At 73.0% G+C, this 20,145-nt stretch carries 21 protein-coding genes; 8 read left to right on the forward strand and 13 right to left on the reverse strand.

From position 1 onward, the window contains the following. Positions 1 to 66: 66 nt before the first annotated feature. The gene (locus tag ACZ4VK_RS20380) at positions 67 to 1,005 is read right to left on the reverse strand and encodes a DMT family transporter (RefSeq protein WP_468353803.1); all 939 of its coding nucleotides are present in this window, start codon (positions 1,003 to 1,005) and stop codon (positions 67 to 69) included. Positions 1,006 to 1,128: 123 nt separating this feature from the next. On the opposite strand from ACZ4VK_RS20380, the gene ACZ4VK_RS20385 reads away from it, so the two are divergent. After that, positions 1,129 to 1,791, forward strand: coding sequence for a TetR/AcrR family transcriptional regulator (locus ACZ4VK_RS20385; protein WP_468353805.1), 663 nt, complete (start codon positions 1,129 to 1,131; stop codon positions 1,789 to 1,791). Positions 1,792 to 1,913: 122 nt separating this feature from the next. Here ACZ4VK_RS20385 and ACZ4VK_RS20390 read toward each other — a convergent pair whose 3' ends face one another. The 4 genes from ACZ4VK_RS20390 to ACZ4VK_RS20405 all read right to left on the reverse strand — a co-directional run bounded on the left by ACZ4VK_RS20390 (position 1,914) and on the right by ACZ4VK_RS20405 (position 5,269). Further along, the gene (locus ACZ4VK_RS20390) at positions 1,914 to 2,627 is read right to left on the reverse strand and encodes a TetR family transcriptional regulator (protein ID WP_468353807.1); all 714 of its coding nucleotides are present in this window, start codon (positions 2,625 to 2,627) and stop codon (positions 1,914 to 1,916) included. Between the two features lie 217 nt (positions 2,628 to 2,844). Beyond that, positions 2,845 to 3,759, reverse strand: coding sequence for a DMT family transporter (locus ACZ4VK_RS20395; RefSeq protein ID WP_468353809.1), 915 nt, complete (start codon positions 3,757 to 3,759; stop codon positions 2,845 to 2,847). Positions 3,760 to 3,817: 58 nt separating this feature from the next. Continuing rightward, a complete protein-coding gene (locus tag ACZ4VK_RS20400; RefSeq protein WP_468353811.1) occupies positions 3,818 to 4,513 on the reverse strand; it encodes an ArsR/SmtB family transcription factor in 696 nt (231 codons plus the stop codon). A gap of 72 nt (positions 4,514 to 4,585) precedes the next feature. Then, a complete protein-coding gene (locus ACZ4VK_RS20405) occupies positions 4,586 to 5,269 on the reverse strand; it encodes a TetR/AcrR family transcriptional regulator (RefSeq protein ID WP_468353813.1) in 684 nt (227 codons plus the stop codon). 84 nt (positions 5,270 to 5,353) lie between these two features. Here ACZ4VK_RS20405 and ACZ4VK_RS20410 point away from each other — a divergent pair, with 84 nt between their 5' ends. The 3 genes from ACZ4VK_RS20410 (at position 5,354) to ACZ4VK_RS20420 (ending at position 7,582) form a co-directional block, all read left to right on the forward strand. Further along, positions 5,354 to 6,505: an acyl-CoA dehydrogenase family protein gene (locus ACZ4VK_RS20410; RefSeq protein ID WP_468353815.1), complete on the forward strand. Its 1,152-nt coding sequence runs from the start codon at positions 5,354 to 5,356 to the stop codon at positions 6,503 to 6,505. Positions 6,506 to 6,593: 88 nt separating this feature from the next. Next, on the forward strand, positions 6,594 to 6,881 hold the full coding sequence (locus ACZ4VK_RS20415; RefSeq protein WP_468353817.1) for a YiaA/YiaB family inner membrane protein: 288 nt from the start codon (positions 6,594 to 6,596) through the stop codon (positions 6,879 to 6,881). Positions 6,882 to 6,955: 74 nt separating this feature from the next. Then, entirely contained in the window at positions 6,956 to 7,582 is a 627-nt protein-coding gene (locus tag ACZ4VK_RS20420) for a TetR/AcrR family transcriptional regulator (RefSeq protein WP_468353819.1), read from the forward strand. On the opposite strand, the gene ACZ4VK_RS20425 is transcribed toward ACZ4VK_RS20420, so the two are convergent. After that, positions 7,573 to 8,034, reverse strand: a complete 462-nt coding sequence (locus ACZ4VK_RS20425; protein ID WP_468353821.1) for a MaoC family dehydratase — start codon at positions 8,032 to 8,034, stop codon at positions 7,573 to 7,575. The two genes, ACZ4VK_RS20420 and ACZ4VK_RS20425, sit on opposite strands and share 10 nt — an antisense overlap. Positions 8,035 to 8,141: 107 nt before the next feature. On the opposite strand from ACZ4VK_RS20425, the gene soxR reads away from it, so the two are divergent. Further along, complete coding sequence (gene soxR, locus ACZ4VK_RS20430) at positions 8,142 to 8,627, forward strand: redox-sensitive transcriptional activator SoxR (RefSeq protein ID WP_468353823.1); 486 nt, start codon at positions 8,142 to 8,144, stop codon at positions 8,625 to 8,627. A gap of 91 nt (positions 8,628 to 8,718) precedes the next feature. On the opposite strand, the gene ACZ4VK_RS20435 is transcribed toward soxR, so the two are convergent. From ACZ4VK_RS20435 to ACZ4VK_RS20450, 4 genes are all read right to left on the reverse strand, one after another. Beyond that, entirely contained in the window at positions 8,719 to 9,333 is a 615-nt protein-coding gene (locus ACZ4VK_RS20435; RefSeq protein WP_468353825.1) for a hypothetical protein, read from the reverse strand. A 172-nt stretch (positions 9,334 to 9,505) separates the two neighbouring features. After that, positions 9,506 to 10,753, reverse strand: coding sequence for a serine-threonine protein kinase (locus ACZ4VK_RS20440; protein WP_468354331.1), 1,248 nt, complete (start codon positions 10,751 to 10,753; stop codon positions 9,506 to 9,508). 126 nt (positions 10,754 to 10,879) lie between these two features. Beyond that, positions 10,880 to 12,214, reverse strand: a complete 1,335-nt coding sequence (locus ACZ4VK_RS20445) for an erythromycin esterase family protein (protein ID WP_468353827.1) — start codon at positions 12,212 to 12,214, stop codon at positions 10,880 to 10,882. A 136-nt stretch (positions 12,215 to 12,350) separates the two neighbouring features. Further along, entirely contained in the window at positions 12,351 to 13,592 is a 1,242-nt protein-coding gene (locus tag ACZ4VK_RS20450) for an exo-beta-N-acetylmuramidase NamZ family protein (RefSeq protein ID WP_468353829.1), read from the reverse strand. A 139-nt stretch (positions 13,593 to 13,731) separates the two neighbouring features. Between ACZ4VK_RS20450 and ACZ4VK_RS20455 the strand changes: the two genes are divergently transcribed. Beyond that, positions 13,732 to 14,508: an SDR family oxidoreductase gene (locus ACZ4VK_RS20455; RefSeq protein WP_468353831.1), complete on the forward strand. Its 777-nt coding sequence runs from the start codon at positions 13,732 to 13,734 to the stop codon at positions 14,506 to 14,508. An 83-nt stretch (positions 14,509 to 14,591) separates the two neighbouring features. Beyond that, positions 14,592 to 15,185 (forward strand): TetR/AcrR family transcriptional regulator, encoded by a 594-nt coding sequence (locus tag ACZ4VK_RS20460; protein WP_389682472.1) that lies wholly within the window; start codon positions 14,592 to 14,594, stop codon positions 15,183 to 15,185. Between the two features lie 59 nt (positions 15,186 to 15,244). Here the strand turns inward: ACZ4VK_RS20460 and ACZ4VK_RS20465 are convergent, their stop codons facing one another. Beyond that, on the reverse strand, positions 15,245 to 16,513 hold the full coding sequence (locus ACZ4VK_RS20465; RefSeq protein ID WP_468353834.1) for an acyl-CoA dehydrogenase family protein: 1,269 nt from the start codon (positions 16,511 to 16,513) through the stop codon (positions 15,245 to 15,247). A 6-nt stretch (positions 16,514 to 16,519) separates the two neighbouring features. Further along, on the reverse strand, positions 16,520 to 17,542 hold the full coding sequence (locus tag ACZ4VK_RS20470; protein WP_468353836.1) for a phosphotransferase: 1,023 nt from the start codon (positions 17,540 to 17,542) through the stop codon (positions 16,520 to 16,522). Between the two features lie 131 nt (positions 17,543 to 17,673). Here ACZ4VK_RS20470 and ACZ4VK_RS20475 point away from each other — a divergent pair, with 131 nt between their 5' ends. Continuing rightward, on the forward strand, positions 17,674 to 18,987 hold the full coding sequence (locus ACZ4VK_RS20475) for an enolase C-terminal domain-like protein (protein ID WP_468353838.1): 1,314 nt from the start codon (positions 17,674 to 17,676) through the stop codon (positions 18,985 to 18,987). Between the two features lie 138 nt (positions 18,988 to 19,125). Here ACZ4VK_RS20475 and ACZ4VK_RS20480 read toward each other — a convergent pair whose 3' ends face one another. After that, a complete protein-coding gene (locus tag ACZ4VK_RS20480) occupies positions 19,126 to 20,046 on the reverse strand; it encodes an MBL fold metallo-hydrolase (protein ID WP_468354333.1) in 921 nt (306 codons plus the stop codon). Between the last annotated feature and the right edge of the window lie 99 nt (positions 20,047 to 20,145).

Consider the following 20,145-nt stretch of genomic DNA (forward strand, 5'->3'; position numbering starts at 1 on the left):
ACACCTTTCATGACGCACCGAGCGGGCCGTGTCCCCGGGCGCTCCCCGGGGAGCCGGCGGGCCGGGTCAGACGAGCTGGATGGTCAGGGAGCCGGCGATCAGCAGGCCGAGGCCCAGGGCGCGCGGCTTGGTGAGGGAGCGCTGGGGGAGCTTGAACAGGCCCTTGTGGTCGATCAGCGCCGAGGTCAGCTGCTGGCCGGTCACGGTGAGCGCGATGGTCACCGCCGCCCCGATGGAGGGGATGAGCAGGAAGGTGCCGGTGACATAGGCGGCGGCGCAGGCGCCACCGAGCCAGCCCCACCAGGGCATCTTCTTCAGCGGAGCGATCTTCGGCTTGGGGGTGCGCCGGGTCGCGTAGAGCACGAGCAGGACGACGGCGATGGTGAAGGTCGCGACGGCGAAGCTGATCACGGCGACGGTGATGGGCTCCTTGAGCTGGGCGCGCAGCTGGGCGTTGACCGCGCCCTGCACCGGCAGCACGGCGCCGGCGACGATGCCGAGGGCGAGCCAGCCGGCGCGGCCCGCGCCCGACATCTTGGGGGCGCCGGGAGGGGCGGCGGCCTTCATGCCCCGGATGATCACGACGATGCCGGCCAGCACGGCGAGGGCGCCGATGACGATCCCGGCGCTGAGGTCCTTCCGCTCCAGGCCGAGGAGGCCGAAGAGGTCGAGCGCGAGCGAGGCGAACATCTGGCCGGTGACGAAGAGCCCTACGGCGGCGAGGGCTCCGAGCCGCGGGAAGAGCAGGATGCCGCTGGTGATGTAGAGCGGACTGGCCAGTCCGCCCAGGAGCTGCCAGGGCTCGACGTCGGGCAGCTTGCCGAGCGCGCCGAGTGCTCCGGCCACCACCGCGAGCACGGTCAGCAGACCGGTCGCGACGCCGAGCTGGATGGTCGAGGCGCCGTACGGAGTGCCGACGGCCGAGTTGAGCTGGAGGTTCACCGAGGCCTGGACGGCCAGGAGGCAGCCGACCAGCAGGGCCGCGGCGAGAAGCGCGGTGTGCATCTTGATCTCCCTGGGGGCGGGATGGTGAGCGGTTAAGTGGACACTGAGTCCGGTTAGCATGCCACGGGAGACGCCAAGCGGACAAGGTGTCCACTTAGCTCTGGGGGAAGTAAGGTCTGGTCCATGAGCGACGACGAGCAGCGCGGACATGGGGCCGCCTCCGTGCACCGGGTCGGCGGGCTCCTCGGCGATCTCCAGGCGGCCGAGGAGCAGCCGGTCGCCCCGCGCCGACGCGCGGACGCGGAACGCAACCGTGCCCAGATCCTGTCCGCGGCCGAACGGCTCTTCGCCGAGCAGGACCCGCGCTCGGTCACCATGGACAAGATCGCCAAGGCCGCCGGGGTGGGTCGCGCCACGCTCTACCGGAGCTTCCCCGACCCGTCGTCGGTCGCCGTCGCGCTCCTCGACGAGCACGAGCGCCGGCTCCAGGGGCAGCTCATCTACGGCCCGCCCCCGCTGGGCCCCGGGGCCCCCGCGGGGGAGCGGCTCGCCGCGTTCTACCTCGCGATGCTCGACCTGCTCGAACGGCATCTGCCGCTGGCGCTCGGGGCGGAGACCGGCCCCGCGCGCTTCCGGACGGGCGCCTACGGCTTCTGGCGCGTCCATGTCCGCATCCTGCTCGTCGACCACGGGGTCCGGGACCCGGACCCGATGATCGACATCGCACTCGGGCCGCTGTCACCCGAGCTCTTCCAGTTCCAGCGTCAGGAACTCGGCCTGTCGACCGAGCGCATCGGCCGAGCCCTGGCGGACTTCGCCCGCCACCTGCTGCGCTCGGGGGCGTGAGGGAAGGGCTGGGGTACGGGGGTACGGCGGGGCCAGGTGCCCCGAGGCCGGCGCCGTACGGGCGGGCTCCGGCGGGCCGGGGTTCCAGGTGCCCGGGGGCCCGCCCCCCGAGTGGTCTCTTGCTACGCGCCGTGCTGGCCCGCGCCCGGCGGGACCAGGCCAAGCCGCCGAGCGGGGTCCCCGGCCGGGTGGACCAGGCCGGGGAGGATCAACTCCCAGATGCTCCCGAGCCGTTGTTCGGCAGGGCAGTGCAGAACGCCGCTCTCGGTGGTGAGGGACTCCTCGACGGACCAGAGCTCGTCCGCCGGCGTGCGGGGGCAGCGCATCTCCAGTTCGACCCCGGTGATCACATAGCCGATGAGCGCCGCGACAGCCGCCGCGTCCACGCCGGGGCGGAAGGCCTGCTCGGCCGCCGCGTAACGGGCCAGGCGCGCCACCTCGCGCCGCCAGGGGCAGTCGCGGGAGAGGGAGGGGTCGGTCAACTGCAGTTCCCGTGCGAGTCGTTCGCCCGCACGCGCCATGGGATCCGTCTCGAAGAGCCGGATCAGCGCGTGCGTGGCGATGACTAACTTGTCGATCGCGGTGCCGCCCACCCCTTCGGTGGACAGACAGGCCGACTCGACCGTGATCCGGGTGACGGCACGGGCCCGTCCGCGGACCGCCGTCGCCAGATCCGCCTTCGTCGCGAAGTGGAAGACGAGCGCCCCGGTCGTCACCCGGGCCTCGCCGGCGATCCTGGCGAGGGACGCCCGCTCGTACCCCAACCCGTCGAACACCCTCGCGGCCGCCGACAGGATTTCCTGTCTCGTGCGTTCCGCCCGCTGCTGTATCGCCATGAGTCGCTCCCCCGTCGGCTTGCCAGAAGGTGCCGGAGCGTTATGTTCCGGCCCACGCCTGTGACCGACTCGAAACTATCCGGCCGAGCGGCCATGAAACGTACGTTCTGGTCCGCGGGGCCGAAACGGGGGCTTGACGGCCGTCTCCTCCCCAGGTCGCGGGGGGTCGCCCCGCGCCGGCCGTCCGCGAAGTGACCGGAACCGGGGGTATGGCCTGTCAGGTGGATCCGGCCGTTCCGGCCGCGGAGGCAGACCGCGGCCGTGAGCGGGAAACAGCCACACCGGCCAGACACAGCGCACCCCCGGCGAGGGTGAGGAGTCCCGGCAGCTCACCCAGGAGCAGCCAGGCGAGGAGGACGACGAGAGCGGGTACGGCGTACGTCGTGGCGCCCATCCTTCCCGCGGTCGTACGCGCCAGGGCGTAGGCCCAGGTCGTGAACGCGAGCGCGGTCGGGAACACGCCCAGATAGACCATGTTCAGGGTCGCCGACAGCGGGGCGCGGCCCGCCTCGTCGATCAGCTGCCCCGCGAAGGGCAGACAGGCCACCGCCCCCACCAGGCACCCGAAGGTCGTCACCTGGAGCGCGCTGCCGTGCGCGAGCGCCGGCTTCTGCGCCACGACCCCGCCCGCGTACGCCACCGCCGCCACGAGGCAGAGCAGCACCCCGAGCACCGAGGCGTGGCCGCCGGAGGAGTCGCGGGACATCGAGAGGCCCACGGCCACGGCGCCCGCGAAGGACACCGCCATGCCCGCGAGCAGCCTCGGCGGCAGCGACTCCTTGAGGAAGCGGGCGCCGAGCAGGGCGATCAGGACGGGCCCGATGTTCACCACCATCGCCGCCGTTCCCGCGTCGACCTCCTGTTCGCCCCAGTTGAGCGCCACCATGTAGACCCCGAACCAGAGCAGGCCCGAGACCACGATCCCCGGCCAGGCGGCCCGGGGCGGCAGCCCCTCCCGCCGGACGAGGAGGACGGCCCCGAGGACGAGGGCCCCCGCGAGCAGCCGCCCGAGCGCGAGGGCGCCGGGGGAGTAGGCCGCCCCGGCGCTGCGGATGGAGACGAACGCGGAGGCCCACAGGACGACGGTGACACCGGCGGCGGCGAGGGCGAGCCGGGAGGATTGCTTCTGCATGGCCCGACCGTAGGACGCGAACGCTTCGGCCCTCACCGCAATATCCCCGGCCCCCGGCTCACCGCAGCTCCGCCGCCGTGATTCCGAGGGACGCGTGCAGTGCGCTCTCGCCCTCCGCGGTCACCTTCACCGCCCGCTCCGACCCGATCCGTACGCACCACCCCGCGTCCAGCGCGTGCCGGCACAGCGCGGCGCCCGCGACCCCCGCCAGGTGCGGACGCCGCTCGGTCCAGTCGAGGCAGCCGCGCGCGACGGGCCGTCGCCCCCGGCGTACGAGGGGAACGCCCAGCTCGTCGAACCAGGCCAGGCCCCGGTCCGTGAGCGCGAACCCGGTGTCCTGGCGCAGCAGTCCGCGCGCGGTCATCGCCTCGGTGACGACGATGCCGAGCCGTCCGGCGAGGTGGTCGTAGCAGGTCCGCCCCCTGGCCATCGCCCGGCCGGCGCTCGCGGCCCGCAGCGAGCGGGGCGGCGGGGCCACCGCCGGCTCGGAGCGGGCGGCCAGGTCCTCCACGAGGTGCGCGATGCCGGGGTCGGCCAGGCGTACGTACCGGTGGCGCCCCTGCCGTTCCTCCGCGAGGACCCCGCCGGCGACGAGCTTTCCGAGGTGCTCGCTGGCGGTGGACGGCGCCACGCCCGCGTGCCGGGCGAGTTCCCCGGCGGTCCAGGCCCGGCCGTCGAGCAGGGCGAGCAGGAACGCGGCGCGGGTCTCGTCCGCGAGGAGCGCCGCGAGCGCGGCGAGGTCACTGGCTGCCATGAGCCCAGCTTCCCGCACTCACGCTTCGGCGGCGGCCGAACTGTTGAGTGGGTTTCCCGGGCCGCCGGCCCCTCATGCTTCGGCGGCGGCCGACGTGTCGAGAGGGTTCCCGGGTCGGGGGGCGAGTGCCTCGTACTGGAGCCGCAGGCCGTCCAGGAGGGCCCGCAGGCCCGTGGAGAAGGCGCCTTCGTCGACCTTCTGGCGGTGCTCCGCGAGGAGGTGGGCCTGGCCGAGGTGGGGGTAGTCGGCCGGGTCGTAGGCCGATTCGTCGTCGACGAAGCCGCGGGCGAAGGAGCCGAGCGCGGAGCCGGTGATGAAGTACCGCATCAGCGCGCCGATGGAGGTGGCCTGGGCCGGCGGCCACCCCGCGCGGACCATCGCGCCGAAGACGGCGTCCGCGACCCGCAGGCCCGCCGGGCGGCGGCCGGGGCCCTGCGCGAGGACCGGGACGATGTGCGGGTGGTCGGCGAGGGCGGCGCGGTAGGAGACGGCCCAGTCGTGCAGCGCCGTGAGCCAGTCGCGGTCGTCGCCCTCCGCGAACATCGACAGGTCGATCTTCGCGCTCACCGCGTCGGCGACGGCGTCGAGGATCTCGTCCTTCGTGCGGAAGTGGTTGTAGAGCGAGGGCCCGCTCACCCCGAGCTCGGCCGCGAGCCGGCGCGTGGAGAGCGCGCCGAGCCCTTCCGCGTCGACGAGCGCGCCCGCCGCCTCGACGATGCGGTCTCGGCTGAGCAGGGGCTTGCGCGGTCGGGCCATGGCGCACATAGTAGGCCTGCACCTGAAAACTAGCAGTGGTAATTAACGAGCGGCCGGGCGGCGACCCGGGTGAGGGGTGACACGGTGGATCTGGCACTGAGCGAGGAGCAGGACGCCGTACGGCGGCTCGCCGAGGACTTCGTCGCCCGCGAGGTGACCCCGCACGCCGTGGAGTGGGACCGCGCGGAGGAGGTGGACCGGGGGCTCCTGAAGAAGCTCGGCGACGTCGGCTTCCTCGGGCTCACGCTCCCGGAGGAGTACGGCGGCTCCGGCGGCGACCACCTCGCGTACTGCCTCGTGACCGAGGAGCTCGGACGCGGCGACTCCTCGGTGCGCGGCATCGTCTCCGTCTCCCTCGGCCTGGTCGCCAAGACGATCGCCTCCTGGGGCAGCGAGGAGCAGAAGCGCGCCTGGCTGCCCCGGCTCGCCGCCGGCGAGGCACTCGGCTGCTTCGGCCTCACCGAGCCCGGCACCGGATCCGACGCGGGGAACCTCGCCACCCGGGCCGTGCGGGACGGGGACGACTACGTCGTGAACGGCACCAAGATGTTCATCACCAACGGCACCTGGGCCGATGTCGTGCTGCTCTTCGCCCGCACCAACGACACCCCCGGCCACAAGGGCGTCTCCGCCTTCCTGGTCCCCACCGACACCCCCGGTCTCACCCGCCGCCCCGTCCACGGCAAGCTCGGCCTGCGCGGCCAGGCCACCGCCGAACTGGTCCTCGAGGACGTCCGCGTCCCGGCCGACGCGATGCTCGGCCCCGAGGGCAAGGGCTTCACCGTCGCCATGTCCGCCCTCGCCAAGGGCCGCATGTCCGTCGCCGCCGGCTGCGTCGGCATCGCCCAGGCCGCCCTCGACGCCGCCGTGCGGTACGCGGGGGAGCGCGAGCAGTTCGGAAAGCCCATCGCCTCGTACCAGCTCGTCCAGGAGCTCATCAGCGACATCGCCGTGGACGTGGACGCCGCCCGGCTGCTCACCTGGCGGGTCGCCGACCTGATCGACCGGGGCCAGGAGTTCGCGACCGCCGCCTCCAAGGCGAAGCTGTACGCCTCCGAGGCCGCCGTCCGCGCCGCGAACAACGCCCTCCAGGTCTTCGGGGGCTACGGCTACATCGACGAGTACCCGGTCGGCAAGCTCCTCCGCGACGCCCGTGTGATGACCCTGTACGAGGGCACGAGCCAGATCCAGAAGCTCATCATCGGACGGGCGCTGACCGGGGTCTCGGCCTTCTGACGCCCGGCTTCCACCTCCCCGTTTCTGAGTACGTCGATGAGTACGCGGACGGATGTGGCACCCGCCACATCCGGCCGATGCTGTCCTCATGAGCGACACAGCCGTCAAGCAGCAGAACACCGCCGCCTACTACATGCAGGCCGTCCTCTCCTTCGGGATCGCCCTCGCGGCCGTGGCCATCGGGATCTTCCAGCTGGAGGCCAGCGCCTGGGTGCGCGCCTTCCTCGCCGTCGCGGTCCTCTACCTCACGACCTCGGCGTTCACGCTCGCCAAGGTCGTCCGCGACCGCCAGGAGGCCGGCCAGATCGTCAGCCGGGTCGACCAGGCCCGCCTCGAGAAGCTCCTCGCCGAGCACGACCCCTTCCAGAAGCTCTGACCGGCCAGGATCTAAGCGCTTGCTCACCCTCGTTGTATGGTGTTCGTCCTGACGGGGTCGAGAAGGAGTGCGGGATGAGCGTGGCGGAGGAGACGCCCGGGGCCGAGGACATGCCCTGGGGCGAGGTCACGCCCGAGGCCGCCCGGCGGCTGCTTGTGGCCGCCGTCGAGGCGTTCGCCGAGCGGGGCTACCACGCCACGACCACCCGGGACATCGCGGGCCGCGCCGGGATGAGCCCCGCCGCGCTCTACATCCACTACAAGACCAAGGAAGAGCTGCTCCACCGGATCAGCCGGATCGGTCACGACAAGGCCCTGGAGATCCTCCGGGCCTCGGCCGACGGCCCCGGCACCGCCGCCGAGCGCCTCGCCGACGCCGTCCGCTCCTTCGTCCGCTGGCACGCCGAGCGCCACACCACGGCCCGGGTCGTCCAGTACGAGCTCGACGCCCTCGGCCCCGAGCACCGCGCCGAGATCGTCGAGCTGCGCCGGGAGTCCGACGCGGCGGTGCGGCGCATCATCGAGGAGGGCGTGGCGGCGGGCGAGTTCGACGTGCCGGACGTCGCCGGCACGACGGTGGCCGTGCTCTCCCTCTGCATCGACGTCTCGCGCTGGTTCAACACCCAGGGCCGCAGGACGCCCGACGAGGTCGGCGCGCTCTACGCCGACCTCGTCCTCCGGATGGTCGGCGTTCAGAAGTAGTAGCGGGAGACCGACTCGGCGACGCAGACCGGCTTGTCGCCGCCCTCGCGCTCCACGGTCACCGCGGCCGTCACCTGCACACCGCCGCCCGCCTCCTCGACCTTCGTCAGGACGGCGGTGGCGCGCAGCCGCGAGCCCACCGGCACGGGCGCGGGGAAACGCACCTTCTCCGTGCCGTAGTTGATGCCCATCTTCATGCCCTCGACCCGCAGCACCTGCGGGACGAACAGCGGCAGCAGCGACAGGGTCAGATAGCCGTGCGCGATCGTCGTGCCGAAGGGGCCGGAGGCGGCGCGCTCCGGGTCCACGTGGATCCACTGGTGGTCCCCGGTCGCCTCCGCGAAGAGGTCGATCCGCTTCTGGTCGACCTCCAGCCAGTCGCTGTGTCCCAACTGCTCGCCGATTCCCGCGCGCAGCTCGTCGGCGGAGGTGAAGATCCTCGGCTCGGCCATGTCTCCTGATCCCTTCTGGTACGGCATACCCAATGGTCGGTATCTAAGCGCTTGCTCAGCATGTGGGGGTGAGGGGGGCGCTGTCAACGGACCAGTAGGGTCGCGGGGTGCCGCAGATTCCAGAGAAGATCCACGAGCTCACCGTCGGCCAGCTCTCCGCCCGTAGCGGGGCCGCCGTCTCCGCCCTCCATTTCTACGAGGCGAAGGGGCTCATCAGCAGCCGCCGCACCGCCGGCAACCAGCGCCGCTACGGCCGCGACACCCTGCGCCGGGTCGCCTTCGTCCGGGCCGCCCAGCGGGTCGGCATCCCCCTGGCCACGATCCGCGAGGCGCTCGCCCAGCTTCCCGAGGAGCGCACCCCGACCAACGAGGACTGGGCCCGACTCTCGGGCGCGTGGCGCACGGAACTCGACGAGCGCATCAAACAACTCGGCCGGCTCCGCGACCACCTGACGGACTGCATCGGCTGCGGCTGCCTGTCGCTCGAGACCTGTGTCCTGTCCAACCCCGACGACGTCATCGGCGAACAGATGGCGGGCTCCCGCCTGCTGCCCGTACGCAGGACCGCCCCGGACGGTACGCCCGCGTCCTGAGGGCCGCCTCCTGCCGGTACGCCCCGAGGGCCCCGCCTCCAGCCGGTACGCCGGGCGGTACGGCGGGGCCGGGCCGTGTCCGCCCCCGCGCTCACGCCGCCGAGGCCAGCGACCGGCTCCGCTCCTCCCGGGCGCGGGCCAGCGCCCCCGAGGTGAGCACCGCGCGCGGCACGCCCACCCCGCAGTCCCCGCAGACCGGGCCGTGCCACGGTTCGTACGCCTCACTCGGGCCCGCCCACTCGATCCGCGGCCCCGCGCACACCGGGCAGCCGTCGCCGGGGCCGCGCTCCAGGGCCGTGATCAGCCGCCGCAGCACCTCCGGCAGCGGGTCCGACGGGTGCACCGCGGGATCGCCGCACCGGACCACCCCGTTGCCGCCCCAGACCCGCCGGTGCCAGTCGTCGAGCGCCCCGAGGCGGCGCAGGCCCTCCTGCTTCTCGCGCCGCCGCCGGGCGGCGAACTCCTCCTCGTACGCGAGCCAGACGGCCCGCGCCTCCTCCAGCTCGTCGAGCGCGGCGATCAGCCGCCCGGGATCGAGCTCCCGGTCCTCGGGTCCGAATCTGTGCCTGCGGCACAGGTGGTCCCACGTCGCCCGGTGCCCGTACGGCGCGAACCGCTCCAGGCACTTGCGCAGTGAGTACCTGCGCAGCGCCATGTCGCACCCCGGATCGCGCACCTGTCTCGCGAGACTCCGGAAACCGGCCATCTCCCGCCACCTCCGTCGCTGGTCATTCCGCGATATCAGAGGGACGAACGAGCGCGCCGCCGTGTTCCATCGAAATTCGGATGGCAGCCATCAGTGGCACGGAAGGAGCCCCTGGAGCCCGGCGGAACCCACGCGTCCGGTCAGCCCTCGCAGGTCGCTGACCAGGCACCCCCTAGCGGCCGGCCCGGGCCGCGGACACCACCAGGCGGGCCAGCTCCGGGCGGCGGATGTCGCTGTGCGAGAGAATCACCTCCGCCGCGTCCACGCTCACGCACCCGGAGGCCGGCACGCCCTCGCGCAGGGCCGCCGCCAGGGTCCGTACCGCCGTCCCCGGCACCGCCTGGACGCCGTCGTACCCGATCGCGCCCCAGCGGGGATCGCCCGCGCCGAGCAGCCCCGGCACGCCCCCGAACGACTCGGAGTCGCGTGCGAGCCTGGACGCCAGCGGATAGATCACCCGGAGCGCCGTGTCGTGCCGCGAATAGCAGGCCACCACGGGCCCCCGGACCCGCAGCTGCATGTCCCGCAGCGAGCCGGACCGCCCGGGATCGTGCGGCAGCCGCCCCGCGAACGCGTAGTGCGAGAAGGAGCCCTGGAGGAGCGTCACCGAGGCGACGGGGCGGGCCCCCGACGGCAGCCCCTTCAGCGCGTACGCGACGAGCCGGGCGCCCATGCTGTGGCCCACCAGATGGACCCGCAGGCCGGGTGCGGCCCGGGCGACCTCGCCGAGCAGCGGCCCGAGACCCGCTTCCCCGACCCGCCCGGCCCGCTTCTTCATGACGTAGTACGTGGCCTGCCGCAGGGCCTCCCTGGCGCCCTTCCAGAACCGCCCGAGCCCCTCGCCGAAGCCCTCCGCCGGGACACCGCCCTCACCGAGGCCGAAGCCCTCCGCCGGGACGGTCTCCGTCTCGAGCGCCTCCGTGAACAGGGCGCAGACCTCCACCGTGTCCGCCACCAGGAACTCCGGCACCGGCTCCCGGGGCCCGGCGGCGCCCGCCAGGACACCCCCGTCGGCCACGTCCGTCAACTCCCGCAGCAGCGCCCCGAACTCGGCGAACGCGCCCTCGTCGGCGGGCGCCGTCACGAGGAGCTCCGTGAGCCGGTCGAGGACCGGTTCCTTCTCCGGGAGGACCGTCACGAGGGCCCGGTAGTCGGGCACCGGCTCACCGGTGAACATCATCGACGGCCAGATCACCCCCGCGTACCCGGCCTCGACGCCGGGGGCGAGGAGACCGGGGAAGGGAGCGAAGAAGTCGGAGCAGAGACGGGTCGCGCCGGAAGGGGAGCTGTTCCATCCGTGCGCGAACACCACCAGATCGGTGACGCCCTGGCGGGCCAGTGCGACGAGGGCCGCGGACTGCCCCGGCGGTCCTTCGCCCTCCTTGTCGAAGGTGATCTCCCGGTACGGCTCCACACTCATCCCGGTCACGGCCCGACCGTCCCTCCACGTCGAGGGGGCCGCGACACCGAGTGCGCCCCGTGCGCGGGCGGCGGCTCCATGGCCAGCATGCCCGCGCACGGCCCCGTCCAGACGTGCGGGACGGCCTCAGCGCACCCGGGCCGCCGTGATCCGGGGGAAGTGGAGCAGGAGGTCGTACGCGGTGGAGAGCCGGACCGGGGCCTCGGCACCCGGCCAGGGGTACGCGGTCCCGATGGTCCGGCTCGGCCGAGGGATGCCGAGCCAGTCACGGGCCGCCGGTGTCGCGCGCCGCATGTCCAGGTAGAAGGGGCCCGGCGAGACCCGGTCCAGGGTGTGGGCGCTGCTGTCGGGGCCGAGGGTGCCGACGGTGAAGGACCGGAGCGGTTCGCCCGGCGCCCCGGTGTCGTGCGCGTTGAAGGAGCCCTGCCCGAACGAGGTGCCGACGGTCACGTAGTCCCGGCCGAGTGCGTCCCGGAGGAAGGCGCCCTGCACGCGCGGGTACTGGTCCGCCTTCGCGGTCTCGTAGCCGACGTGCATGTTGTGCGCGGCGAGCACGATCCGGTCGCCGGTCCGCCGCTGCCACCAGACGGTGTTCTCGGCCATGATCCGGTCCCGGTAGAGCATCGCTTCGGCGAGCCCCGTGTCCGAGAGGACGTCGTGCGCGTACTCGGTGCCGACCTGGGCGATGGCCCGCGCGTGCTGGACCGCCCACGCCGCGTCCTCGCGCGCGCGTGCGTCCTGGGCGGGACGCCGGCGCTCCAGGAGCGCGAGGGCTGTGTTCACCTCGTCGGCCATCCGCCGCCGTTCGGGGAGCGGCCTGGCCATGTACCCCTGCATCCACGTCCGCACCTCGCCCGTGGGCCGCGAGGCCCGGTACAGCTCCTGGAAGCGGGGGAGGAGCGCGGGGTGGGTGCGGGCCACGTACGAGGTGACCTCGTCGAAGAGGTTCGCGCCCGCGTAGCCGAGGTCGTTGCCCATGAAGCGGACCTGATGGCCGGGGTGGAGCTGGTTGTGCCGCCGCATCCAGCGGAACAGGTCGAGGTACTCCTCGGTGTTCCAGAGGCGGTACGACTCCTGGAACTCGTCCCGCATGATGGCCCGGATGTCGCCGCGGCCGGTGCGGACCCACTCGTCGACGAGGAGCCCGGTGGACCAGTTGGCCTCCAGGGCGAAGGTGGTGAAGCCCCGGCGCTCCACGAGGTGTTCGAAGATCCGGTGCCTGGTGGTGAAGAACTCGGCCGAGCTGTGGGTGGCCTCGCCGATCCCGACGACCTTGGCCGAGCCGATCATCCGGTCGAGCGGGCGCAGGTCGGTCAGCGGCTGGGCCGTGCGGGCGAGTTCACGGGCGGGGTCGGAGACGGTGGGAGCCGGGGCCGCGCCGGCGGCGGGTGCCAGGGTGCCGAGGCAGACGGCCACCAGGAGTCCCACGAGGGGCAGTCGGCGTCGTAAGGAGAGGTTCATGGGACCAGCGTGGCCGGAGGGACACCCCCGGGAACATCCCGCCCGCACCCGTGTCGACCGGGGGACAGCCCCCGGCCGACAGCGCTCCAGCGGCCCTCACCGTCGGCCCGCCCGTCCGTCGGCGTCCCCACCGCCCTCACCGGTAGAGCAGGTACTCCTCCCGCACCGCACGGAAGGCCGACAGGTCCGCCTGCCACGCCCCCACGGTCTCGTCGACGCCCGCGCCCGCGTCGACCAGCGTCCGCACCCGTGTGGAGCCGGTCAGTTTGTCGATCCAGTGGTCCGCCCGCCAGGCGAAGCCGGACCACGAGCTCCGGGCGGTGATCAGGAGCCCGATCCCCGTCCGTACCGGGTCGAAGGACTCCCGGTCGTCGACGTGGAGCTGCACCCCGCCCACGGTCTTCCCCTGGAACTTGGAGAAGGTCGGCGCGAAGTACGCCTCACGGAACCGGACTCCGGGCAGGCCGAGCGCGTTCGCCGCCTCCGCCCACCGGCGGTCGATCCCCTCGGCGCCGAGGAGTTCGAAGGGGCGGGTGGTGCCCCGACCCTCGGACAGGTTGGTCCCCTCGAAGAGGCAGGTGCCGGAGTAGACGAGCGCGGTCTCCGGCGTCGGCATGTTCGGGCTGGGCGGCACCCAGGGCAGCCCGGTCGCGTCGAAGAACTCCGCGCGCCGCCAGCCCGCCATCCGTACGGTCTCCAGGGCCACCGGCCGGGTCAGGAACTCGCCGTTGAACAGCAGGGCCAGCTCGGCCACCGTCATGCCGTGCGCCTGCGCGATCGGCTCGCGTCCGACGAACGTGGCGAACGCCCGGTCAAGGACGGGTCCGAGCGCGGCCCGCCCGGTCACCGGGTTCGGCCGGTCCAGGACCACGAACCGCTTCCCGGCCAGGGCGGCGGCCACCATGCAGTCGTACAGGGTCCAGATGTAGGTGTAGAAGCGGGCGCCGACGTCCTGGATGTCGAAGACGACCGTGTCCACGCCAGAGGCGGTGAAGACGTCCGCGAGCGGCTGCCCGCTCTTCAGATACGTGTCGTAGACCGGCAGTCCGGTCGCGGGGTCGTCGTACCGCCCCTCGGAGCCGCCCGCCTGCGCGGTGCCGCGGAAGCCGTGCTCGGGGCCGAAGACGGCGACCAGGTCGACCCGCTCGTCGGCGTGCATCACGTCCACGAGGTGCCGGGCCTCCCGGGTGACCCCGGTCGGATTGGTGACGACGCCGACCCGCTCGCCGGCCAGGAGCCCGTACCCGTCGGCCGCGAGCCGCTCGAAGCCGGTCCGCACGCGGCCGTGCCCGGGGGCGGCCGACGCGGTGGGCGCGGTGGCCGCCACCGCCCCGAGCGCGCCTCCGGCGGCCAGCAGACTCCGTCGCGACAGGCCCATGGAACCTCCTCGGGGTGACATGGGCACGCACGCTAGCGCTCCTGGCCGCCCCGGGGAACGAGGCGTGCGGAACGGGTCTTCCCCCGTCACATACCGACTGGTTAGTCTGTCCGGGTCGTCACAGCCGAGAGGTGGGTCCATGAACGCGGACAGGAACGAGCTCCAGGGCCGGGGAGTCGTCGTCACGGGAGCGGGCGGCGGCATCGGCGCCGCCCTCGCCCGCAGGTTCGCCGCCGAAGGCGCCAGGGTCGTCGTCAACGACCTCGACCCCGTCCGCACCAAGGCCGTCGCCGAGGAGATCGGCGGCCTCGCCGTCCCCGGGGACGCCTCCGCCGTCGTCGACGAGGCCCGCGAGGCCCTCGGCGGCACCGTCGACGTCTGGTGCGCCAACGCCGGGCTCTCCTCGCCCGGCGACGCCTTCGCCGACGAGGACGTCTGGGCCGCCGCCTGGGACGTCAACGTCATGGCCCACGTCCGCGCGGCCCGCGCCCTCCTCCCTGAGTGGCTGGAGCGCGGCAGCGGCCGCTTCGTCTCCACGGTCTCCGCCGCAGGACTCCTCACCATGATCGGCGCGGCGCCGTACAGCGTCTCCAAGCACGGCGCGTACGCCTTCGCCGAATGGCTCTCCCTCACCTACCGGCACCGCGGCCTCGAGGTCCACGCCATCTGCCCGCAGGGCGTCCGTACGGACATGCTCACCGCCGCGGGAACGGCCGGCGAACTCGTCCTCGCCCCCACCGCCATCGAGCCCGAGGACGTCGCCGACGCCCTCCTCGACGCCATCGCCGCCGACCGCTTCCTCGTCCTTCCGCACCCCGAGGTCGCCGGCTACTACCGCAACCGGGCCACCGATCCCGAGCGCTGGCTGACCACGATGAACCACGTCCAGCAGGCCTGGGAGACGGGTACCCGTTAACCGGTGCCCGGATCGATGGGAAGATCTAGCGGCGGGAACCTGTTCCCCTGACCGAAAACGATCACCAAGGAAGGCGGCGGAGCATGGCCAGGACGACGGACGGGAGCGGTACACCCGTCCCCCAGAGGCTCCTCGCCGCCGCCACCCGGCTCTTCGCCGAGCAGGGGTACGACCGCACCTCCGTCCAGGAGATCGTCGAGGCCGCAGGGGTCACCAAGGGCGCCCTCTACCACTACTTCGGCTCCAAGGAGGACCTCCTCCAGGAGGTCTACGCGCGCGTACTCCGCCTCCAGCAGGAGCGTCTCGACGCGTACGCCGACGCCGACGCGCCCATCGAGGACCGGCTGCGCTCCGCCGCGGCCGACGTGGTCGTCACCACCATCGAGAACCTCGACGACGCCGCCATCTTCTTCCGCTCCATGCACCACCTCAGCCCGGAGAAGAACAAGCAGGTCCGCTCCGAGCGCCGCCGCTACCATGAGCGGTTCCGCGCCCTCGTCGAGGAGGGCCAGCGCACCGGGGTGTTCTCCTCCGCGACCCCCGCCGACCTGGTCGTCGACTACCACTTCGGCTCGGTGCACCACCTCTCCACCTGGTACCGCCCGGACGGCCCGCTCACCCCCGAACAGGTAGCCGGCCACCTCGCCGACCTCCTCCTGCGGGCCCTGCGCCCCTGAGACGTACCCATGACGAAGGGGCCCACGACCGGTCGGTCGCGGGCCCCTCCGTCGTACCGCTACAGGTACTTCTTCAGCTCCCGGCGCGCCAGCGACCGCTGGTGCACCTCGTCCGGCCCGTCCGCGAGCTTCAGCGTCCGCGCCGCCGCCCACAGCTCGGCCAGCGGGAAGTCCTGCGACACCCCGCCCGCCCCGTGCGCCTGCACGGCCTTGTCGATGATGTCGACGACCGCTCGGGGAGTGGCGATCTTGATGGCCTGGATCTCGGTGTGGGCGCCACGGTTGCCGACGGTGTCCATGAGCCAGGCCGTCTTGAGGACGAGGAGCCGCAGCTGCTCGATCGTCACCCGGGCGTCCGCGATCCAGTTCTGCACGACGCCCTGCTGGGCGAGCGTCTTGCCGAAGGCCGTACGGGAGACCGCGCGCCGGCACATCAGCTCCACGGCCCGCTCGGCCATCCCGATGAGCCGCATGCAGTGGTGGATGCGGCCGGGGCCGAGCCGGGCCTGCGCGATGGCGAAGCCGCCGCCCTCCTCGCCGATCAGGTTCGAGGCCGGGACGCGGACCCCTTCGAAGATCACCTCGGCGTGGCCGCCGTGGGAGTGGTCCTCGTACCCGTACACCCGCATCGCGCGCCGCACCTCGACGCCCGGGGTGTCGCGCGGCACGAGGATCATCGACTGCTGGCGCCGGGGGTCCGCCCCGTCGGGGTCGGTCTTGCCCATGACGATGAAGACCTTGCAGTCGGGGTTCATCGCCCCGGAGATGTACCACTTGCGTCCGTCGACGACGTACGATCCCCCACTCTCGGCTCCGCTCGAGCGGGAGGTGCCCCCATCGTCCCGCCGGATCCGGGTCTCGACGTTCGTCGCGTCGGACGAGGCCACCTCGGGCTCGGTCATCGCGAACGCCGAGCGGATCTCGCCCGCGAGGAGCGGCTCCAGCCACTGCTTCCTCTGCGCCTCGTCGCCGAACTGGGCGAGCAGCTCCATGTTCCCGGTGTCCGGGGCGGCGCAGTTGAGGGCGGTGGGGGCCAGGTGCGGGCTGCGTCCGGTGATCTCGGCGAGCGGCGCGTACTGGAGGTTGGTCAGCCCGGCACCGTACTCGGCGTCGGGAAGGCTGTGCTGGTCTACAAAGAAAAGGTTCCAGAGGCCCTGCCGCTTGGCCTCGGCCTTGAGCTCCTCGACGACCGCCGGGGTGTCCCACGGGGAGGTGAGCAGGGCGCGCTGCTCCTCGGCGACGGCCTCGGCCGGGTACACGTGCTCGTCCATGAAGGCGAGGAGCTTCGCCCGCAGTTCCTCGGTGCGGGCGTCGTAGGCGAAGTCCATGGTGGTTCAGCCCTCCTGAAGGGTGGTCAGACCGTGCTCGATGAAGACGGGGACGAGGTCGCCGATGCGGTCGAAGCCCGCGCCGACGGTCTGCCCGAGGGTCCAGCGGTAGTGGATGCCCTCCAGGATCACGGCGAGCTTGAACCAGGCGAAGGCCGTGTACCAGGCGAGGGCGGAGGTGTCGCGGCCCGAGCGGGCCGCGTAGCGCTCGACCAGCTCGGCGGCGCTCGGGTGCCCCGGGGCCGTGGCGGTGGTGGAGACGGGGGAGTCCGGCAGGCCGAGCGGCGTGCTGTACATGACGAGAAGCCCGAGGTCGGTGAGCGGGTCGCCGAGGGTGGACATCTCCCAGTCGAGGACGGCCCGGATGCGGTCGTCGCCGTCGATGAGGACGTTGTCGAGCCGGTAGTCGCCGTGGATCACGGTGGGCTGCGGCGAGACGGGCAGCGACCGGCCGAGGGCGGCGTGCAGTTCGTCGATCCCGGCCAGTTCACGGCCGCGCGAGGCGTCGAGCTGCTTGCCCCAGCGGCGCAGCTGCCGGTCGAGGAAGCCGTCGGGCCGCCCGAAGTCGCCGAGCCCCACGGCGGCCGGGTCCACGGCGTGCAGGTCGACGAGGGTGTCGACCAGACCGAGGACGGCGGCGCGGGTGCGCTCGGGGCCGAGCGGGGCGAGCTCCCCGGCCGAGCGGTACGGCGTCCCCTCGACGAACTCCATGATGTAGAAGGGGGCGCCGAGCACGGAATCGTCCTCGCAGAGCAGCAGCGTCTCCGGGACGGGCACGTCCGTGGTGTGCAGCGCGCTGATGACGCGGTGTTCGCGCCGCATGTCGTGCGCGGTGGCGAGGACGTGGCCGAGCGGCGGCCGGCGGACGACCCAGCGGCCGGTGCCGTCGGTGACGACGTACGTCAGGTTCGACCGGCCGCCCTCGATCAGCCGGGCTTCGAGAGGGCCGGACACCAGGCCGGGGCGCTCGCGGTCGAGGAAGCGGCGCAGCTGCTCGGGGTCGAGACCTGGCGGCGGGGCGGAACTCATACGTGCGTACCTCCGGATCGGCTTCGGTCGGCGTTCATGATGACCGACCAGTCGGTATGTCGTCCAGGGGGAGCACGGAAAGCGCCTCCCGCACTCTGGTCTCTGATCGTGTCCCTGAATAGGGTTCACATATGGATGCGAAGCTGATCGTCGAGGAAGTCCGGCTGACCCCGATCCTCATCTCCGACCCGCCTCTTCTCAACGTCCAGGGAGTCCATCAGCCCTACACGCCCCGGCTCGTGGTCGAAGTGATCACCAGGGGAGGGGTGAGCGGCCTCGGCGAGACGTACGGCGACACCGCCTACCTGGACCTGGCCCGCCCGCTGGCCGACGCACTGCCGGGCCATCCGGTCACGGACGTGAACGCACTCTTCGCCCTGGCGGCGGCGGTCGACCCGGCGTCCGGCGACCCGGACCCGGCCCTGGCCGTCGACGAGCCCGACGGCGCGGGAGTGAACGCCGGCGGACTGCGCGGAGTCCGCACCGCCGACAAGCTCCGCCTCTCCGTCGTCTCCGCCTTCGAGACCGCCTGCCTCGACGCGCTCGGCAAGACCCTCGGCCTGCCCGTCCACGCCCTCCTCGGCGGCAAGGTCCGCGACACCGTCGAGTACAGCGCCTACCTCTTCTACCGCTGGGCCGCCCACCCGGGCGCGGGCGCCCCGGCGGACGACTGGGGCCCGGCCCTCGACCCGGCCGGCATCGTCGCCCAGGCCCGCCGCTTCGACCGCGCCCACGGCTTCCGGTCCTTCAAGCTGAAGGGCGGGGTGTTCGAGCCCGAGCGGGAGATCGCCGCCATCCGCGCGCTCGCCGAGGCGTTCCCCGGCCGTCCGCTCCGCCTCGACCCCAACGGCGCCTGGTCCGTGGAGACCTCGCTCGCCGTGGCCCGCGAACTCAAGGGCGTACTGGAGTACCTGGAGGATCCCGCGAGCGGCACCGGCGCCATGGCCGAGGTGGCCGCCCGCACCGACCTGCCGCTCGCCACCAACATGTGCGTGACCACCTTCGAGGAGGTGCCCGAGGCCTTCGCGAAAGGGGCGGTACAGATCGTCCTCTGCGACCACCACTACTGGGGCGGACTGCACCGCACCCGCGAACTGGCCGCGCTCTGCCGCACGTACGGCGTCGGGCTCTCCATGCACTCCAACACCCATCTGGGCATCAGCCTCGCCGCCATGACCCAGGTGGCCGCCACCCTTCCCGAGCTCCATCACGCCTGCGACACCCACTACCCGTGGCAGACCGAGGACGTCGTCACCACCCGCCCCGTCTTCAAAGACGGGCGGCTCGCCGTCTCCGACGCCCCCGGCCTCGGCGTCGACCTCGACCACCCCGCCCTCGCGGCCCTGCACCGCCGCTGGCTGGACGACGACGGCACCCTCCGCGACCGCGACGACACGGCGGCGATGAGGCGCGCGAGGCCGGACTGGACTCCCACCAAGTGGTAACCCCTGCCCCGCCGTGTGGGCACACGGGACGGCGCCCTGGCGGGCGCCTCCGCCCCCCCCGCGCGTACCCGCACCACCAGCGGCCCCGCACCCTGCGAGGCCCCGCACCCGGCAGCCTGCCCGCCGCCCGCCGCAGGGCTACGCGTGGCAGGCCACCGGCTCCCCACCATTCATCGCCGCCATGTCCCCGAAGACCCGCACCGGATCGAGCGGCGCTCCCTCCGGAAGGCCGTCGAGCTCCGCGTACGCCCGGTGCAGGTTCGCCACCAGCCGCTCGCTCTCCCGCCACGCGGCGAACTCGCCGAGCTCGGCCCGCCGCGCCGTCTCCAGCGGCGTGGCCCCCTTCGCGTATCCCTCGGCGGCCAGTTCCCGCACCCGGAGCAGGTACCGCTCCGTCGCGTCGTACACCGAGGGGTCGGCGACGGGCCCGTGCCCCGGCACCACGGTCGGCGCGTCCAGCGAACGCAACAGCTCCAGGGCGCGCAGCGAGCCGGAGAGCGTACCCATCGGCAGGAACGGCGTCCCGCCGTGGAAGACCAGGTCGCCGGTGAAGACCACGCCCTGCTCGGGGAGGTGGACGATCGAGTCGCCCGTGGTGTGCGCGGGGCCCGGGTGGATCACCCGTACCTCGATGTCCCCGACGTACAGGGTCAGCCGGTCCCGGTAGGTGACGGACGGCGGCAGGATGTCGATCTTCCCGAAGTCGGTTCCGGGCCAGAGGAGATGGAGCTGGTGGCCGGCGGCGAGCTGCTCGCTGCGGCAGTTCTCGTGACCCACGATCCGCGCCTCCGGCAGGAACACCCCGTTGCCGTAGGTGTGGTCGCCGTGGTGGTGGGTGGAGACGACGGTCCCCGGCAGCGGAAGTCCCTCGGCGAGCACCGCCCGGCGCAGCAGCCGCGCCCGGCGCTCGGTGGCGGCGGTGTCGACGAGCAGGGACTCGCGGGCGTCGCCGAGGAAGCCGGCGTTGTTCAGGCACCAGCCGCCGTCGGGCTGGACGAAGGCGTGGACGTGCGGAGCGAGCGTGACCACATAGGGATCGGTGGTGGCAGACAAAGGGATTCCCCCGGTGGAGAGCCTGACCGGACAGGGGAAGAGTGCCAGCCCGCCGAGCTCACGGGAAACCACGACCGCGACCGCGCGCCGCGACCGGCCACGGGC

The organism is Streptomyces sp. NPDC028711 (assembly GCF_055565415.1).

Excerpts from the sequence above, each read along its gene's own strand:
- ACZ4VK_RS20380 (WP_468353803.1), bottom strand. The coding sequence starts at position 1,005 with ATGCACACCGCGCTTCTCGCCGCGGCCCTGCTGGTCGGCTGCCTCCTG.
- ACZ4VK_RS20385 (WP_468353805.1), top strand. The coding sequence starts at position 1,129 with ATGAGCGACGACGAGCAGCGCGGACATGGGGCCGCCTCCGTGCACCGG.
- ACZ4VK_RS20390 (WP_468353807.1), bottom strand. The coding sequence starts at position 2,627 with ATGGCGATACAGCAGCGGGCGGAACGCACGAGACAGGAAATCCTGTCG.
- ACZ4VK_RS20395 (WP_468353809.1), bottom strand. The coding sequence starts at position 3,759 with ATGCAGAAGCAATCCTCCCGGCTCGCCCTCGCCGCCGCCGGTGTCACC.
- ACZ4VK_RS20400 (WP_468353811.1), bottom strand. The coding sequence starts at position 4,513 with ATGGCAGCCAGTGACCTCGCCGCGCTCGCGGCGCTCCTCGCGGACGAG.
- ACZ4VK_RS20405 (WP_468353813.1), bottom strand. The coding sequence starts at position 5,269 with ATGGCCCGACCGCGCAAGCCCCTGCTCAGCCGAGACCGCATCGTCGAG.
- ACZ4VK_RS20415 (WP_468353817.1), top strand. The coding sequence starts at position 6,594 with ATGAGCGACACAGCCGTCAAGCAGCAGAACACCGCCGCCTACTACATG.
- ACZ4VK_RS20420 (WP_468353819.1), top strand. The coding sequence starts at position 6,956 with ATGAGCGTGGCGGAGGAGACGCCCGGGGCCGAGGACATGCCCTGGGGC.
- ACZ4VK_RS20425 (WP_468353821.1), bottom strand. The coding sequence starts at position 8,034 with ATGGCCGAGCCGAGGATCTTCACCTCCGCCGACGAGCTGCGCGCGGGA.
- ACZ4VK_RS20435 (WP_468353825.1), bottom strand. The coding sequence starts at position 9,333 with ATGGCCGGTTTCCGGAGTCTCGCGAGACAGGTGCGCGATCCGGGGTGC.
- ACZ4VK_RS20440 (WP_468354331.1), bottom strand. The coding sequence starts at position 10,753 with ATGAGTGTGGAGCCGTACCGGGAGATCACCTTCGACAAGGAGGGCGAA.
- ACZ4VK_RS20445 (WP_468353827.1), bottom strand. The coding sequence starts at position 12,214 with ATGAACCTCTCCTTACGACGCCGACTGCCCCTCGTGGGACTCCTGGTG.
- ACZ4VK_RS20450 (WP_468353829.1), bottom strand. The coding sequence starts at position 13,592 with ATGGGCCTGTCGCGACGGAGTCTGCTGGCCGCCGGAGGCGCGCTCGGG.
- ACZ4VK_RS20455 (WP_468353831.1), top strand. The coding sequence starts at position 13,732 with ATGAACGCGGACAGGAACGAGCTCCAGGGCCGGGGAGTCGTCGTCACG.
- ACZ4VK_RS20460 (WP_389682472.1), top strand. The coding sequence starts at position 14,592 with ATGGCCAGGACGACGGACGGGAGCGGTACACCCGTCCCCCAGAGGCTC.
- ACZ4VK_RS20465 (WP_468353834.1), bottom strand. The coding sequence starts at position 16,513 with ATGGACTTCGCCTACGACGCCCGCACCGAGGAACTGCGGGCGAAGCTC.
- ACZ4VK_RS20470 (WP_468353836.1), bottom strand. The coding sequence starts at position 17,542 with ATGAGTTCCGCCCCGCCGCCAGGTCTCGACCCCGAGCAGCTGCGCCGC.
- ACZ4VK_RS20475 (WP_468353838.1), top strand. The coding sequence starts at position 17,674 with ATGGATGCGAAGCTGATCGTCGAGGAAGTCCGGCTGACCCCGATCCTC.